We start from the raw sequence: 15319 nt of genomic DNA on the forward strand, positions 1-15319 counted from the left end.
TCAGAAACCGGCCCAGATCCGGGCCATGTGGTCTTCGACAATCGCCTGATAGCTGCCGTCCTCCTGGATGCTGCGCAGGCCGGTGTTGACCATCGACAGCATCTGATCCGCGCGCGGATGGGTCTTGTGGACCACCACATAGATGCCCAGCACCGACAAGGGCTGCGGCAGGACGGTGAACCGGTCCTCCAGCCCGTGCTCCTTCATCACGCTGCGGCCGGTGAATTCGTTGATTGCCACCGCATCGGCCTCGCCCGCGGCCACCATGTCAAAACAGTCCTTCACCTTGTGCGGCTGCTTCAGGGTGATCTTCTTCTCCGCAATCCAGTTGCGGCCGCGCTCATCCAGATCAAAGGTCAGATAGCCCGCGGGGCGGCACAGTGTCTTGCCCTCGATGTCGCTGTCCTGCTCAAAGGCGAAGGGCCGGCTGCTGTCGGCAAACAGCAGCATCAGGGTTTCGAACATCGGCTCCGAGAAGTGGAAGTTCTGGCAGCGGTAGCTGTCCGGCATGGTTTCGCAGTCGGGCTTGTACCAGGGGAAGCCCAGGTCCAGGAGCGCGTTGGACAGCAGCGGGTCGAAATGCGAGGCCCAGTCGTTCACCCAGTGGATGGCGTAGCCTTCGGCCGGCGCCGCCTTGGCCATGGCGGCGTTCACCACCTCGGTGATCAGCCCGCCATTGTGCGAAGCCTTGGAGGTGAACGGCGCATAGTCGTCGCCGGTCAGCAGGTTGATCTTCTTGCGCACAGCGGCATTGCCCGGCGCCACCTTGACCGGCACCGCAGCGGCCGGGGCGGCGGCGCTGATCTCCTTGCCGCCCGGCAGGCCCAGCGGCAGCCCTTCCAGGCAGGCCAGCGACAGCTTCATGCCGGCCCGGATCGCGTTCGGCTTGGGGCCGATCTGGTCGATGTTGCGATTGTGGATGGCGCTCCACTTGCCCGCGTCCTTGTACATCTTGTCGGCAATCACCGACAGGCTGTCGCCGGACTGCACGGTATACACCCCGCCGCAGGTCTCTGCGGCTGCGGAGTTGGCGGCAAGCGCAAACAGCCCCATGGCTGCGGCAGCGAAAAAGGTCTTCATGGTCCCCCCGGAAGTCTTGAGCACCGCGGCCGTTTTCGGCCTGCGGCGCGGGTCTGTGTTGTTTTTGTTATGAAAAGCCGCCGGTCTGACAGCACCACAATCTGTGCGGGCATCCCGGTGGCAGCTCCGGCGCAGCCGCCGGAGCAAAGGTCAATTGCCGACGAATAGCGCCAGCAGCGTGGCGGTGTCGACCCGCCCGCCGGCGTCAATCAGGCTGGCGGGCACGGTGATTTCCCGGCGCGCATAGGCGCCGTTCACCATCTGGTCGATGTAGGCCTCCGACTGGCCCTGGGCGGCGGCGGTCATCACCATTTTGAACAGCGCGGTGCCTTCGGCAGGCGCCGCAGCGGCGGCGGCCGGCGTTGCAGGGCCGGGCTCGGCCTGCTTGCTGCGCAGCGCGGCCAGCGTGCCGGCGGTGATACGGGCAACCAAAGCGTCCTCGCCGCTGCCTGCGCCCTCGGCCAAGCCCGCAGCCGAAGCCGCCCCGGCGGGAAGAACCGCGTCCGGCGCCAGGCTGGCCTGGTCAATGTCCGCAGGCGTGGTGCCACCGCCGAACTGGAAATAAAGCAGCATGGCAGAAGCCACCGCCAGCCCGGCAGCGGCCAGGCCCAGTTTCGGCAGGGGGCTTCCGGTTTCAGCATTCGGCAGGGGGCTTCCGGTTTCAGCAGCGGCAAAGGGCTGCAGTTCTGCCCGCGCCGCCCGGGCGGCAAAGGCCGCCTTAACTGCTTTTGCCGCCTTCAAAACTATTAGGGTTCGGGCAGGCGCCTGCTGCGCGGCGGGCGCAGGTATTTGCGCTGCCTTCGCTGCACTTGTCACAACGGGTTCAGACGTCTTGACCGGGTCCATCACGCTGCTTGCCGTTGGGCCCGCACCGCCAGCCACCAGCCCGACTTTCATGTTTTTCGGCGCAGAGATCCCGTCAATCCGGACTGCCATTTTGCGCGGCGTGCCAAACTCGACCGCCGGTTGCGCGTCCGCTTTCAGCTTCAGCATTAAAAACTGCCCCCCCTGCCCCATGCCATGTTTTTGAATGAATGGCTGAAAATCTTCATAGAATTAACGAATTCTTAACCAGTTGTGGAAAACCGGTCAACATCTAGAGGAATCCAAAACCCTTGGACACAAGGCAGCACCCGGGAAAAGTGCAGGGAGTTGCGTAATAGCATCGCAAAAACGACAGCGCCCGGCCATCGGGCCGGGCGCTGCACTCAATTACGGGGTGAGCGGCGGGTCAGCTCAGCGCGCTGTCGCAGCGGCCACAGACGCCCGCGTGGCTGTGGCGGCCCACATCCGGCAGGATCTTCCAGCAGCGCTGGCACTTATCGCCTTCGGCCTTCTCAAACACCACTGAGACGCCATCCACCTCCGGCATCCGGAAGGCTTCGGCCGGGGCAGGGTCATTGGTCAGCATGATATCCGAGGTGATGCAGATATCGGCGAAGTTGACCGATTTCAGCGCCGCCAGCGCCTCCTTGTCGCGCACATGCACCACCGGCGCGGCCTCCAGCGAGGCACCGATCACCTTGTCGGTGCGCTGCACCTCCAGCGCCGCGGTCACCACCCGGCGGGCCTGGCGGATCTTGGACCATTTATCGGCCAGCGGCGGGTTCAGCCAGTCCGCCGGGGTTTCCGGGATGTCCTGCAGGTGAACAGAGCTGCCCTCGCCCGGATATTTCTCCAGCCAGACCTCTTCCATGGTGAAGACCAGGATCGGCGCCAGCCAAGTGGTCAGGCGGTGGAACAGGATGTCCAGAACGGTGCGCGCGGCGCGGGCATTCAGCGTGTCGCCGTCGCAGTAGAGCGCATCCTTGCGGATGTCGAAGTAGAAGGCCGACAGATCCACAGTGGCAAAGTTGAAGACCGACGAGAACACACCCTGGAAGTCAAACGACTGGTAGCCGCTGCGCACCTTCTGGTCGAGTTCCGCAAGACGGTGCAGCACCCAGCGTTCCAGCTCCGGCATATCCTCCGGCGCCACCCGCTGCTCTTCGCGGAAGTCGCCCAGCGACCCCAGCATGAACCGCATGGTATTGCGCAGGCGGCGGTAGCTGTCGGCGGTGCCCTTCAGGATCTCCGGCCCGATCCGCTGGTCGGCGGTATAGTCGGTCTGGGCCACCCACAGGCGCAGGATGTCGGCGCCGTATTGTTTGACGACCTCCTCCGGCACGATGGTGTTGCCGAGCGATTTGGACATCTTCATGCCCTTCTCGTCCAGCGTGAAGCCGTGGGTCACCACGTTGCGGTAGGGCGCGCGGCCCTTGGTGCCGCAGGCCTGCAGCAGAGAGGAGTGGAACCAGCCGCGGTGCTGGTCGGTGCCTTCCATGTAGACGTCGGCAATGCCGTCCTCGGTGCCGTCTTCGCGGTCGCGCAGCACAAAGGCATGGGTCGAGCCGGAGTCGAACCATACGTCCAGCACGTCGAACACCTGGTCGTAATCGTCCGGGTCCACGCTGTTCCCCAGAACCCGCGCCTTGAAGCCGTCCTCGTACCAGACATCGGCGCCGTGCTCCTCGAACTCGGCCACGATGCGCTTGTTCACGTCCTCGTTGCGCAGCAGGAAATCCGCATCGGTCGGCAGCGCGCCCTTCCTGGTAAAGCAGGTAAGCGGCACGCCCCAGGCGCGCTGGCGGCTCAGCACCCAGTCGGGGCGGCTTTCGATCATCGAGAACAGGCGGTTGCGGCCGGTCTGCGGGTACCACTTCACCAGCTCGTCGATCGAGCGCAGGGCGCGTTCGCGGATGCTGTCACCCATCTCGCCCATGCCGTCATCCAGCTTGCGGTCGACAGAGGCGAACCACTGCGGCGTGTTGCGGTAGATGATCGGCGCCTTGGAGCGCCAGGAATGCGGGTAGCTGTGCTTGATCTTGCCGCGCGCCAGCAGGCCGCCGACCTCTACCAGCTTGTCGATGATGGTCTTGTTGGCATCGCCCTCGCCGCCCTTGCGGTTGAGGATGTAGGTGCCGCCGAAGAACGGCAGGTCAGCCCGGAAGCCGCCGTCGTCCATGACGTTATAGGTGATCATCTGCTCCAGCATGTTCAGATCACGGTAGAGCTCGAACTCCTCCATCCCGTGGCTCGGTGCACAGTGGACAAAGCCGGTGCCTTCGGTGTCGGTCACGAAGCTGGCGGCGCGGAAGTCGCGGATGCCGTCCCATTCGCCGTTCGAGCCTTCGGCGCCGGCCAGCGGATGCTTCAGCGACAAGCTGGACAGTTCCTCGGCGGAAACCCCGCGCAGGCGGGTATACTGGTCCTCGCTCAGACGCGCGCGTTTGAATACATCCGCGGCCAGGTTGTCAGCCAGCAGGAAGCGGTCGCCCGCCGCGGCCCAGCATTCGTCCGGGGTGCCCGTGACTTCATAAAGGCCATAGGCAATGTCCGCACCGTAAACCACTGCCTTGTTCGACGGGATGGTCCAGGGGGTGGTGGTCCAGATCACCACATGGGCGCCTTCCAGATCCTGCGCAACGATCGCCGAGTCGGCGCCGGCATAATCGGCATCCTCGCCGTCAGCAGCCACGAAGCCGCCGGCCTCGGCCACCTTGAACTTCACCCAGATGGTGAAGCTTTCCTTGTCGTGATACTCGACCTCGGCCTCGGCCAGGGCGGTTTTCTCGACAGGCGACCACATCACCGGCTTGGAGCCTTGGTAGAGCGTGCCGTTCATCAGGAACTTCATGAACTCGTCTGCGATGACCGCCTCGGCGTGGTAGTTCATGGTCAGATACGGATCGTCCCAGTTGCCGGTGATGCCCAGCCGCTTGAACTCCTCGCGCTGTATTTCGACCCAGCTGTCGGCAAAGGCGCGGCATTCCTGGCGGAATTCCACGACCGGCACCGCGTCCTTGTTCTTGCCCTTCTTGCGGTACTGCTCCTCGATCTTCCATTCGATCGGCAGGCCGTGGCAGTCCCAGCCCGGCACATAGCGCGCGTCAAAGCCCATCATCTGGTGCGAGCGCACGATCATGTCCTTGATGGTCTTGTTCAGCGCGTGGCCGATGTGCAGGTGGCCGTTGGCGTAGGGGGGGCCGTCATGCAGGGTGAAGGGTTTGCGCTCCGCGTCCGAGCCCTTGGCCGCGGCGGCCTTCTCGCGGAGTTTGTCGTAGACGCCGATCTGCGCCCAGCGTTCCAGCCAGGCAGGCTCGCGCTTGGGCAGGCCCGCGCGCATCGGGAAATCGGTTTTCGGCAGATTGAGAGTGTCTTTGTAGTCAGGCGTCTGGGGCGTGTCGGCGCACATCGGGGGCGTCCTTTGGATGATCAAGGTCGGAAATTGGGATATTCGGTTCGGCGCGATGGCTCAAGCGCCTTTGCCCGGCGGCTCAATGGTTTCAGAGCGCCGGGGATATAATTCGAATAATGATGGCCGCGAATAGGGACATGCGGGCCTTATAGGCCTGTGCAGCGGAGGCGTAAAGCGGCAGTTGCGCCGCATGCTGGTGAGGATGGCAGCGGGCGGAGGCACCCGCCCTGCTCAGCGCGCCAGCCAGACGCCCAGATCAGGCCGCGCCAGCATCAGCCAGAGGATTGCCAGCACCGCGGCAAAGGCGGGAATGCCGCAGGCAAACCAGATGGCGAACAGGCGATGGTAGCGCGCGGGCAGCGCCTGACCCGCCTCCGCCGCCGCCCGCGCCAGGTCGCGCAGCCGCAGCTGGATCCAGACCACCGGCAGCCAGAACGCCCCGGTCAGCACATAAAGCCCCAGCGACAGCGCCAGCCAGCCTTCGCCGAGCGGCCAGCCCAGCCGCCAGGCCAGCAGCCCGCCAGTGACCGGCTGAGCGATGACCGCCGTGGCGGTGAACAACAAGTCCGCCAGCACCACCACAGAAGCCGTATGGGCAACAAGCACCGTGTCTTTTGTGCGGTGCGCCATCAGCATGAAGAAGGCGATACCGGCCCCGGTGCCCAAAAGCACGCAGGCACCGGTCACATGCAGCCAGCGAAGCACAAGGTCGAGGTCCATTTCAGCGCTCCTGCAGCAGTTGATGGGTGATCAGCGCCAGCAGAACCCCCGGCACCACCTTAACCAGCGGCCCCAGCGGGTCGGCCCACATCTGCGGCGTGACCGCGGTGGCCGCGGCCAGATAGAGCAGGGAGACCGCCGCCATGCCCAGGCAAGCGCGTGCCGCCCAAGGCCGCCAGAGGATTGCCAGCCCCAAGGCAATGTCAGCCAGCGACCAGAACACAACGCTGGTTTTGGCCAGCAGGCCGCTCCAGCCGGCATCCATCAGCACATTCGCCGCAGCCTCCAGCTGCCACAATCCGATCAGCCCTGAGGCCAGCCAGAATACGCTCAGCACGGCGGCAGCGATTGGCATAATAAGGGCCATCCGCGCGTCCAGGCGCTGGGCACGCCCTGAAGGCAGCGCGTGATAGAGTTTGTTCAGCGGCGCCATCCCCTGCCCCGTGGCAGCCCGGTACGCGGCAGGATCGCCGCGCACGCCGTTCTGGATTTCGGCAATTGCGGTCTTGCGCAGCGGCGAACGCCAGCCCAGGCGCCCCAAAGCATCGGCACAACCCGCCACCGGCGGCAGCAGCCACGACGGGAACCGCACCGCCAACCGGGCAGGCGGGAACCCCAGCCAAGCGCGCGTCACTGCCAGGACCTCCTCCAGAGTGTGCGGCTGATCCTCCACCAGATCATAGGTGCCTTGCGGCAGGCCGCCCTTCAGTGCGGCAACCACCGCCGCCGCCAGATCCGCCATTCCGATGCATTGCACCGGCGCCTCGGCCAGCGCCACGGGCTGCACCAGCGGCACGGCCGCCAGCATCCGCAGCAGCCTTGTGCCGCCATAGGCGTCCTGCCCGATCACCAGTCCCGGCTTCAGGATCCGGAAAGCTGCGCCGGAGGCCCGCAAGGCCGCGTCGCCCCGTCCCTTGCTGCGCATGAACTCCGTCCCGGCCTCAGGCCTCGCGCCCGCTGCCGACACCTGCACAACCGGGATGCCACGCGCCGCGCAGGCCGCACCCAGCGCCGCGATGGCGGTATGGTGCACGGCCTCCAGCTCTCCCGGCGCCATGTCCTGCAGGACGCCTGCGCAGTTCACTACGCCATCCACGCCCTGCAGCAAAGGCGCCCAGTCCTCAGCCCGCAGAAGCTGCAGCAGGTCGCCCTTCACAAACGGCACACCCGGCAATACCCGCGCCGCCTGCGCGGCGCTGCGGCCCAAACCGGCAACATCGAACCCGGCGGCTCGCACGGCCCGGACCACCTCGGCACCGATAAACCCGTAGGCGCCCAGAACCAGCACCCGCATAGTGTTCCCCGCCATCAATGAATGCCTTTTTGAAAAAATCTCCCGCTCACCATAACGGCAGGATCCTCAGGCACCAGCGGCGCCGCGAACGAGCGCTGCGGCAGATGCGTCTTACCCCTTCCGCTGGTCCCGGCTTCGGCATATCTAGCGCACAAAGGCAGGCCGGAGCACACAATGACCGACACCGAAACGCAAAACCCGCTGGCGCGGTTCGAAATCACTGCTGAGGAAATCTCCCGGGTGGTCGCAGTGTTCTACGCCCGCGTGCGCACGCACGATGTGCTGGGGCCGGTCTTTGCCGCGCATGTCTCCGACTGGCCGGAGCATGAGGGGAAGATCGCAAACTTCTGGCGCAATGCGATCCTGCGCGAGCGCAGCTACAGCGGCAATCCGATGCGGGTGCATGTCTCGCGGCCCGACGTGAAGGCAGAGCATTTCCCGCTGTGGCTCGGCCTGTTCCACGAGGTGCTGCGGGCCGAGCTGCCAGCGCAGACCGCGCTGCAATGGGGGGCCTTGGCCGACCGCATCGGCGAGGGCTTCCGCACCGGCATCGTGGCGATGCGCCAGCCCAAGGACCAGCCGCCGAAACTGTTCTGACCCCGCCCCACCGCAGCGCTCCCGCACCTGCTGGCGGCCTGGCTGCGCCAGACCGCATCAGCAGCCTTGGGCGCGGCTCATGCCGCGCATGAGCCTTGGCACGCGCATTATTTTTCTTTGGAGAACAGGCCGGTCAGCGCCCGCTGCACCACTTTGCGGGTGCTGGGCTTGCGCCGGTCCGAAAACGGCATCGGGCGGCAGACCTCCATCGCGGCGATGCCGACCCGCGCCGACAGCGCGCCGTTCACCAGACCTTCCCCGAAGCGGCGGGAGAGCTTGGACAGCACCGAGCCGCCCAGCACCGGCTCCAGCAGATCATCGCCCGCCGCCACCGCGCCGGTTGCAGCCAGATGCGCCAGCACCGCGCGGGTCAGCCGCCAAGAGCTGAAAACTCCAGGCCGGCCGCCGTAGATCCCTGCCACCCGGCGGATCATCCGCAGCGAGGAGACCAGCGCCGTCAGGATATCCGCGAGCGCCATCGGCACGATCGCTGTCACCGTGGCGACCTGCCGGGCGGCGGCTTCCACTTCCCGCAGGGCCAGGGCGTCGAGCGGCACCAGCAGCTCCTCCTCTGCCAGCAGCAACAGGGCGTCGCCATCCATGATGTCGGCCTTGCGCTCTGCCAGCCGGGCCTGGTGCCAGCTGAGATCCTCGCGGTCCTTGTAAAACCCCTCCAGCCGGCTGGTGAAGGCGCGGGCCGCGGTCAGGTCAGAGACCTCTGCCGCCTGGTGCCGCAAGGTATCGACCCGGCGCAGCCGCGACAGCGCCGCCAGCTCGCGCAGGCCCATCGCAAGCGCCAGCAGCACCAGAACCGCCAGACCGGTGCTGACCGCCCAGCCCAGCACCGGCACCCGGGCGATCAGCCCGGCGGCAAAGTCCCAGGCCGCGACCGAGGCCATGGCGCCGACCACCGCAACCAGCAGCGCCCAGAACCAGCGTGCCAGCCGCGACGGCTTGCGGGCGGCAATCCGGGCCGCCTGTTCCATTGCCGGCGGCGGCGGAAGCCCCGGCGCCGCAGGCTCGGGCACCGGCGGGGCGTCCGCAACCGGCGGCGCCCCGGCCTCTTCCTCCAGATCGAACAGAACCGGCTTCTTGCTCATGCTGCCGCCTCCCGGATTGCGCGCCATTCATAGGCGATGTCGGGCAGGCCTTCCTCATTGCCCGCCCCGCCGCCGCGGCCGGTCTCGGCAAAGCCCTCGCGCCGGTAAAACTTCTGCGCACGCGTGTTGGCGGCAAACGTGCGCAGGATCAGCCGCGGCGCGGCCGCCTTGGCCGCATCCAACAGCGCCTTGCCCGCGCCCTGCCCGCAGGCGCCGGGCGCGAGGTAGAGCGCGCAGACCTCGGCCCCGTCGCGGGCCAGGAAGCCCAGCACGCAGCCCTGCCGCTCCGCCACGGTGACCCAGCCGCGGTCGATCATCGTGCCGCAGAAGGAGATCGCCTCCGCCCACGTGTAAAGCTTGGGCATCCACTCCGTATCCTGCTGGAAGTAAAAGAGAATATCTCCGGCGGCACCGGCATCCAGGGGAACGGCAGGTCGCAGACAGAGGGTCACAGTACATCTCCGATCAGGAATTCGGCGGCGCGGTCGAGGCGGATATGCGGCGGGCCGCTGCCATGTTTGAGGGTGAGCGGAGCCGGCGCAAAGGCCATCGCCTGATAATCCCCCTCCAGCCAGCGCGCGGCGCCCTGGCGGGCGGGGGTGAGCAGCTGGGCCGGGTCTTCGGGCAGCGCACCGGGATAAAACGCCGCCTGCTTGCCGGTCTCCAGCAAGGTGCCGCGGACGCAGGGCAGCTCAGTGCCGTTGTGGGGGCGCATCTCCTCGGTGGTGGTGCGCAGCGAGGCCATGGCCAGCGCCGCGGTGTGCGCCCCGGCAAAGCGGGCGCGGTCCTGCGCCTCGCGGGTCAGCGCCTCGATGATGGCGGTCATGCGGCCGTGCTGAGCGTGGTGCAGATGGTCGGCCTTGGTGGCGGCGAACAGGATCTTCTCCACCCGCTTGCCGCCCAAGAGCCGGGTCAGGAAACGGTTGCGGCCCGGTTTGAAGGCGCTGAGGATATCCACCATCGCGTGGCGCAGATCCTCCACCGCCTGCGGGCCGGAGTGGATGGCGGAGAGCGCATCGACCAGCACCACCTGGCGGTCGATCCGGGCAAAATGGTCGCGAAAAAAGGGTTTGACGACCTTGGACTTATAGGCTTCATACCGCCGCTCCATCTCCCGCCACAGGCTGCCGCGCGGGGCGCCGGCTTCCGGCGGCAGCGGTGCGAAGGTCAGCACCGGCGAGCCCTCCAGGTCGCCCGGCAGCAGGAAGCGGCCCGGGGTGCAATCGTAAAAGCCGGCGGCGCGGGCGGCGTGCAGGTAGCCGGTGAACGCGGCGGCAAGGGCCTGCGCCTGCGGCTCGTCATGTGCCCCGGCGGGAGCGGCTTTGGATTTCTCCGCCAGGAAAGGCTGCGCCTGCGGGCGCGCGGCGATGCGCGAGAGCACGTCGGAGGACCACTCGGCATAGCTCTTGTCCAGCAGCGCCAGGTCCAGCAGCCATTCGCCCGGGTAGTCGACGATATCCAGATGCAGCGTGCGCAGCCCCTGCAGGCCGGACAGAAGGCCGGCGGGCCGCACCTTTAGGCTGAGACGCAGCTCTGACACCGCGCGGGTGCTGTCCGGCCAATGGGGTGACGGCCCGGTCAACGCCGCGAGGTGGGACTCAAAATCGAAGCGCGGCACGGTGTCGTCGGGCTGCGGCTGCAGAAAGGCGGCCTCGATCCGCCCCTCACGCGCGGCGTTCAGCTGCAGCATCCGGCCCCGGTCCATCAGATTGGCGACCAGCGAGGTGATGAACACCGTCTTGCCGGAGCGCGCCAGCCCGGTGACGCCCAGCCGCAAAGGCCGGTCAAACAACGCCGAGGAGAGGCCGCTGGTGACGCTCTCCACCCCGCTTATCACCCCGTCTGCAAGGGAGGTTAACACCAAGGCCCTGATCCTGCTCTGTTCTTGCTGCTGACAAGATAGGCAGCATGGCTTGAGGATACCAGCCGCTGCCGCCGAATGCGGTTGAGTTCCCGCGTTGCTGGTGCTGGCGGCCCACAGCGCTGGGGCGCGCCTGCACCGGGGCGAAGCGCTGCCGCACGCAGGGCTTGCCCCGGCCCGGCCCTGTTGCTAGTTGCCCGGCCATGCCGCGTTTTGCTTTGAAAGTCGAATACCACGGGAAGCCTTTTGCCGGCTGGCAAAGGCAGAAGGATCTGCCGTCCGTGCAGGGCGCAATCGAGGCTGCGCTGGCGCGGCTGGAACCGGGGGAGCACACCATCGCCGCCGCCGGGCGTACCGATACCGGCGTGCATGCGCTGGGACAGGTGGCCCATTGCGACATGGCCAAGGAGTGGGACCCGTTCCGCCTGTCGGAGGCGCTGAATTACCACCTGAAGCCCGATCCGGTCGCCATCGTTGACTGTGCCCGGGTGGACGATGACTGGCACGCGCGGTTCTCCGCGGTGGAGCGGCAGTATCTGTTCCGCATCCTGATCCGCCGCGCGCCGGCCACTCATGACGCCGGGCAGGTCTGGCAGCTAAGCCATGACCTGGACACGGACGCCATGCAGGAAGCGGCCAAATATCTGATCGGAAATCATGATTTCACCACCTTCCGCTCTTCCATCTGCCAGGCGCAAAGCCCCGTGAAGACTCTGAACGAGCTGACGGTGGAGCGGGTGCAGGGTTTTTCCGGGCCGGAGATCCATTTCCACGTCCGCGCCCGCAGCTTCCTGCACAATCAGGTCAGGAGCTTTGTCGGCACGCTGGAGCGGGTTGGCGCCGGCGCCTGGGAGTCGGCGGATGTGAAGACCGCGCTGGAGGCCCGCGACCGCGCCGCCTGCGGGCCGGTCTGCCCTGGCCACGGGCTGTATCTGGCGCGGGTGGGCTACCCGGAAGACCCCTTCGCCTGAGATCAAAGCGCGGCGGAACCCCCGCGGCACAGCCTGTGCACCTCCCGTGCACCCCCTGTGCACCTCCCGGCACACGCGGCCGGGCGCCGCCCCCCCGCAAGCCGCTCTTGCATCCTGGCAGCCGCGGCCCATACTCGACCCGGACATTCCGGCACCAGGCAACGGCAGGCAAATGCGCTGCCGCCCTGCCCCACTCAGATTTGCAAAAGGCATAACCCGCAATGGCAAACACCACAAAACCGCCGCTTCTGGCCGTCCTGATCGACGCCGACAATATCTCGGCCAAATATGCGGAGGCGATGTTCGAGGAGATCGCCTCCTTCGGCGAAGCCAGCATCCGGCGCATCTATGGCGATTTTGCCGGCGGCAGCCCGCAGGGCTGGAACAAGGAGAAGCTGGCGGCGCTGGCAATTGTCCCGCATCAGCAGTTTGCCAATACCACTGGCAAGAACGCCTCTGACATCGCGCTGGTGATCGACGCGATGGACATCCTGCATTCGGGCCGCTTTGACGGTTTTGTGCTGATCTCCTCGGACAGCGATTTCACCCGGCTGGCCAGCCGCATCCGCGAACAGGGGCTGGATGTCTACGGCATGGGGATGCGCAAGACGCCCGCGGCCTTTGTCAAAGCCTGCAAGCGGTTCATCTATGTGGAGAACCTGCTGGAGGACCCGGGCAAGAGTAAGCCCAAGCCGAAGAAAGCGGAAGAGACCAAAGATGACGCGCCGGCAGAGCTGGTGGACCCGACCAAGCTGGTGGTGCGGGCGATGGATGCGATCGACCAGGACGACGAGTGGTTCACCCTGGGCCAGATCGGCCAGTACATCACCGCCGCCTCGCCGGATTTCGACACCCGCAGCTATGGCAAGCGCAAGCTGAGCGACCTGATCGCCTCGCTCAAGCTGTTCGAAACCAAACGCGGCGAGGGCAACCAGATCCTGGTGCGGCGGCTGGACTGACGCCCTAAAACCGGCAGCGGCGGGCAAATCCGGTGCCCGCTTTACCCCGGACCGAAGCCCGACCCGGCACAATCACGCATGCGGCAAGCAGGAGGCCCCGATGGCAGTTCTGATCAGCATCGGCCACGACGGCTGGTACACCGAAGACCAGCTGGCTGAGGAGCTGCGGGCGGTTGACCCCGGTGCCGACATCCGGCCCCTGTCTGCCCCCGGCAATCTGGAGGAAGTCACGATGCTGGCGGTCTCAGCGCTGAAGGGCGACCTGCCGGCACGGCTGCCGAACCTCCAGCTGGTGCAGAAACTAGGGGCCGGGGTGGAGACCATCGTGGCGCATCCCGGCCTGGCGCCGCATGTGCGCATCGCGCGGCTGAAACCGCAGGAACCCGCGCAGGAGATTGCCGAATACTGCCTGGCCTATGTGCTGCGCGGCCAGCGGAACATGGCGGCGCATGCGGCGGCGCAGGCCCGCTGCGCTTGGCAGCCGCTGGCACCGAAGCGCCCGGCGGACACCACCGTCGGGGTGCTGGGGCTGGGCCACATCGGCGGCAGGACGGCGCGGCTGATGCGGGACATGCGGTTCCGGGTGCTGGGCTGGAGCCGCTCGCCCAAGGAGATCGAGGGCGTCGGCTGCCGCCACGGCGAAGCGGCACTGCCGCAGCTGCTGCGCGAATGCGATTATGTCTGTTCGATCCTGCCCTCGACCCCCGCCACCCGCGGGCTGATGAATGCGGAAAAGCTTGCCGCGATGAAGCCGGGGGCCACGCTGATCAACGCCGGCCGCGGCGATCTGGTAGATGAACCGGCGCTGCTGGCAGCGCTGAACGCGGGCACGCCCGGTCAGGCGGTGCTGGATGTGGTCCGCCAGGAGCCGCTGCCCGCGGACAGCCCGCTGTGGACGCACCCGCGCGTCACCATCACCCCGCATGTGTCAGGCTGGCATCTGGGCGGCGCACTGCGGGACGTGGTGGAGAATTACCGCCGCCTGCACGCAGGCGAGCCGCTGCTGCATGAGGTGGACCGTCAGCGCGGTTATTGAGCGGCAACGCCCTCTGCTTCTGCTGGCTAAAAATATCCCCGCCGGAGGCACCGCCTTGTTTCCTCAAGGAAACAAGGCGGAATCCCGCGCCAGCCCCGGACGCGACCGTCCGTCTATGCGCGGTAATCGGGGTTCTCATAGTCGAACCGGCAGCCCGCCGACCAGGCGTTGCGGTCGTTGCCCTCGTTCGGGTAACCGCCCGCATCGCGCAGCATGGCGGCCAAGTGCATCAGGTTCCAGGTCATGATGGTTGTGTTGCGCTGGGTGAACTCATTCTCGAAGCCCGCAGGCTTGCCCTCCACCTCGTCGCCGTAAGACGGCCCTGGCCCGGCCTCTCCGATCCAGCCGCAATCGGCCTGCGGCGGGATGGTGAAGCCCAGGTGGCTGAGCGCGTAGCAGATTGTCATCGCGGTATGTTTGATGCCGTCCTCGTTGCCGGTGATGACGGTGCCGCCGGTCTTGCCGTAAAAGATCGACTGGCCCTTGTCGTTCAGTTCGCCGCTCATGCCATAGAGCCGCTCGATCAGGACGCGGCAGACCGAGCTTTCCTCGCCCAGCCAGAGCGGGGTGCCGATCACCAGGATCTGCGCCGCCTTCACCTTTTCCCAGATCCTGGGCCAGTCGTCGCGGTCCCAGCCCTGTCCGGTCATGTCCGGGTAGACGCCGGGCGGCACCTGGTGATCCAGCATGTGCAGATGCTCCACCGCGACACCGTTCTTTTCCATGATGGCAGAGGACGCCTCCATCAGCAGTCGGGTGTGGCTTTTGCTGCCGTCCTTTTTCAGCGATGTGTTGATGAAAAGAGCTTTGAGCCCTGAAAATCCGGTCATTGCGCACCTCCTGCCGGGCATGGGTGTTTTGGCGATGACCGGATAGTAGCCCGCAACCGGCAGGTGCATAGGGGGCTGGCGGGATCGTGATCACCGCCGCCCGCAGCCTGCTGCGGTGGCCGCAGCAGGCGGGAGATATCAGGAGATGAAGTCCTTGTAGCCGGCTTCATCCATGTAGTCGTCCATCGGCGACAGGTCGGAGGGCTTGATTTTGAAGAACCAGGCCGCGCCTTCGGGGTCGTCGTTCACCTTGCCGGGGTCGTCGGCCAGGGATTCGTTCACCTCGACGATCTCGCCATCGAGCGGGGCGAGGATGTCGGACGCCGCCTTGACCGATTCAATCACCACGATCTCGTCGTCCTTGGAGACTTCGGTGCCCGGCTCCGGCAGCTCGACATAGACCACTTCGCCCAGCTGTTCGGCGGCGTGGGCGGTGATGCCGACGGTGATCAGGTCGTCCTCGGGCAGCAGCCACTCGTGTTCCTCGGTGTATTTCATGGGGGTTTTATCCTTCGAAGAGGCGTGGGGTTTGAATGGGTTGAGGCTGCCGGAAATGGCGCCGCGGATGGTAAAGGCCGGCGCGGCCGGCCCCTGCATACGCGGGTATACGCTATCAATGGGCGGGGCTGGCGAT

General features: G+C 66.4%; 14 protein-coding genes. 4 read left to right on the plus strand and 10 right to left on the minus strand.

Annotated features, from left to right (window positions below; all coding sequences use genetic code 11):
• The 5 genes from B2P87_RS03275 to B2P87_RS03295 all read right to left on the minus strand — a co-directional run bounded on the left by B2P87_RS03275 (nt 1) and on the right by B2P87_RS03295 (nt 7346).
• A complete protein-coding gene (locus B2P87_RS03275; protein ID WP_141889695.1) occupies nt 1-1080 on the minus strand; it encodes a transporter substrate-binding domain-containing protein in 1080 nt (359 codons plus the stop codon).
• A 150-nt stretch (nt 1081-1230) separates the two neighbouring features.
• The gene (locus B2P87_RS03280; RefSeq protein WP_286851832.1) at nt 1231-1821 is read right to left on the minus strand and encodes a hypothetical protein; all 591 of its coding nucleotides are present in this window, start codon (nt 1819-1821) and stop codon (nt 1231-1233) included.
• Between the two features lie 490 nt (nt 1822-2311).
• A complete protein-coding gene (gene ileS, locus B2P87_RS03285) occupies nt 2312-5314 on the minus strand; it encodes an isoleucine--tRNA ligase (RefSeq protein ID WP_141889693.1) in 3003 nt (1000 codons plus the stop codon).
• Between the two features lie 234 nt (nt 5315-5548).
• Nucleotides 5549-6037, minus strand: coding sequence for a DUF2269 family protein (locus tag B2P87_RS03290; RefSeq protein WP_141889692.1), 489 nt, complete (start codon nt 6035-6037; stop codon nt 5549-5551).
• 1 nt (nt 6038) lies between these two features.
• Nucleotides 6039-7346: an SDR family oxidoreductase gene (locus tag B2P87_RS03295; protein WP_141889691.1), complete on the minus strand. Its 1308-nt coding sequence runs from the start codon at nt 7344-7346 to the stop codon at nt 6039-6041.
• 159 nt (nt 7347-7505) lie between these two features.
• On the opposite strand from B2P87_RS03295, the gene B2P87_RS03300 reads away from it, so the two are divergent.
• Nucleotides 7506-7928, plus strand: coding sequence for a group III truncated hemoglobin (locus B2P87_RS03300; RefSeq protein WP_141889690.1), 423 nt, complete (start codon nt 7506-7508; stop codon nt 7926-7928).
• 107 nt (nt 7929-8035) lie between these two features.
• Here B2P87_RS03300 and B2P87_RS03305 read toward each other — a convergent pair whose 3' ends face one another.
• The 3 genes from B2P87_RS03305 to B2P87_RS03315 form a co-directional block, all read right to left on the minus strand.
• On the minus strand, nt 8036-9028 hold the full coding sequence (locus B2P87_RS03305; protein WP_141889689.1) for a YcjF family protein: 993 nt from the start codon (nt 9026-9028) through the stop codon (nt 8036-8038).
• Nucleotides 9025-9393, minus strand: a complete 369-nt coding sequence (locus B2P87_RS03310; RefSeq protein ID WP_375543671.1) for a GNAT family N-acetyltransferase — start codon at nt 9391-9393, stop codon at nt 9025-9027. Before B2P87_RS03310 ends, B2P87_RS03305 begins: the two co-directional genes overlap by 4 nt.
• 83 nt (nt 9394-9476) lie before the next feature.
• Nucleotides 9477-10892: a YcjX family protein gene (locus B2P87_RS03315; protein WP_141889687.1), complete on the minus strand. Its 1416-nt coding sequence runs from the start codon at nt 10890-10892 to the stop codon at nt 9477-9479.
• Between the two features lie 200 nt (nt 10893-11092).
• Here B2P87_RS03315 and truA point away from each other — a divergent pair, with 200 nt between their 5' ends.
• The 3 genes from truA (at nt 11093) to B2P87_RS03330 (ending at nt 13855) form a co-directional block, all read left to right on the plus strand.
• The gene (gene truA / locus B2P87_RS03320; protein ID WP_141889686.1) at nt 11093-11860 is read left to right on the plus strand and encodes a tRNA pseudouridine(38-40) synthase TruA; all 768 of its coding nucleotides are present in this window, start codon (nt 11093-11095) and stop codon (nt 11858-11860) included.
• Between the two features lie 221 nt (nt 11861-12081).
• Nucleotides 12082-12819: an NYN domain-containing protein gene (locus B2P87_RS03325; protein WP_058286588.1), complete on the plus strand. Its 738-nt coding sequence runs from the start codon at nt 12082-12084 to the stop codon at nt 12817-12819.
• A gap of 100 nt (nt 12820-12919) precedes the next feature.
• Nucleotides 12920-13855, plus strand: a complete 936-nt coding sequence (locus B2P87_RS03330; protein ID WP_141889685.1) for a 2-hydroxyacid dehydrogenase — start codon at nt 12920-12922, stop codon at nt 13853-13855.
• Nucleotides 13856-13968: 113 nt separating this feature from the next.
• Here B2P87_RS03330 and B2P87_RS03335 read toward each other — a convergent pair whose 3' ends face one another.
• A complete protein-coding gene (locus B2P87_RS03335) occupies nt 13969-14685 on the minus strand; it encodes a flavodoxin family protein (protein ID WP_141889684.1) in 717 nt (238 codons plus the stop codon).
• 138 nt (nt 14686-14823) lie between these two features.
• Complete coding sequence (gcvH, locus tag B2P87_RS03340) at nt 14824-15183, minus strand: glycine cleavage system protein GcvH (protein ID WP_058286628.1); 360 nt, start codon at nt 15181-15183, stop codon at nt 14824-14826.
• Nucleotides 15184-15319: the final 136 nt, after the last annotated feature.

Origin of the sequence: Leisingera sp. UBA4491 (assembly GCF_002388965.1) — a bacterium.
In the GTDB taxonomy this organism is placed as follows: Bacteria; Pseudomonadota; Alphaproteobacteria; order Rhodobacterales; family Rhodobacteraceae; genus Leisingera; species Leisingera aquaemixtae.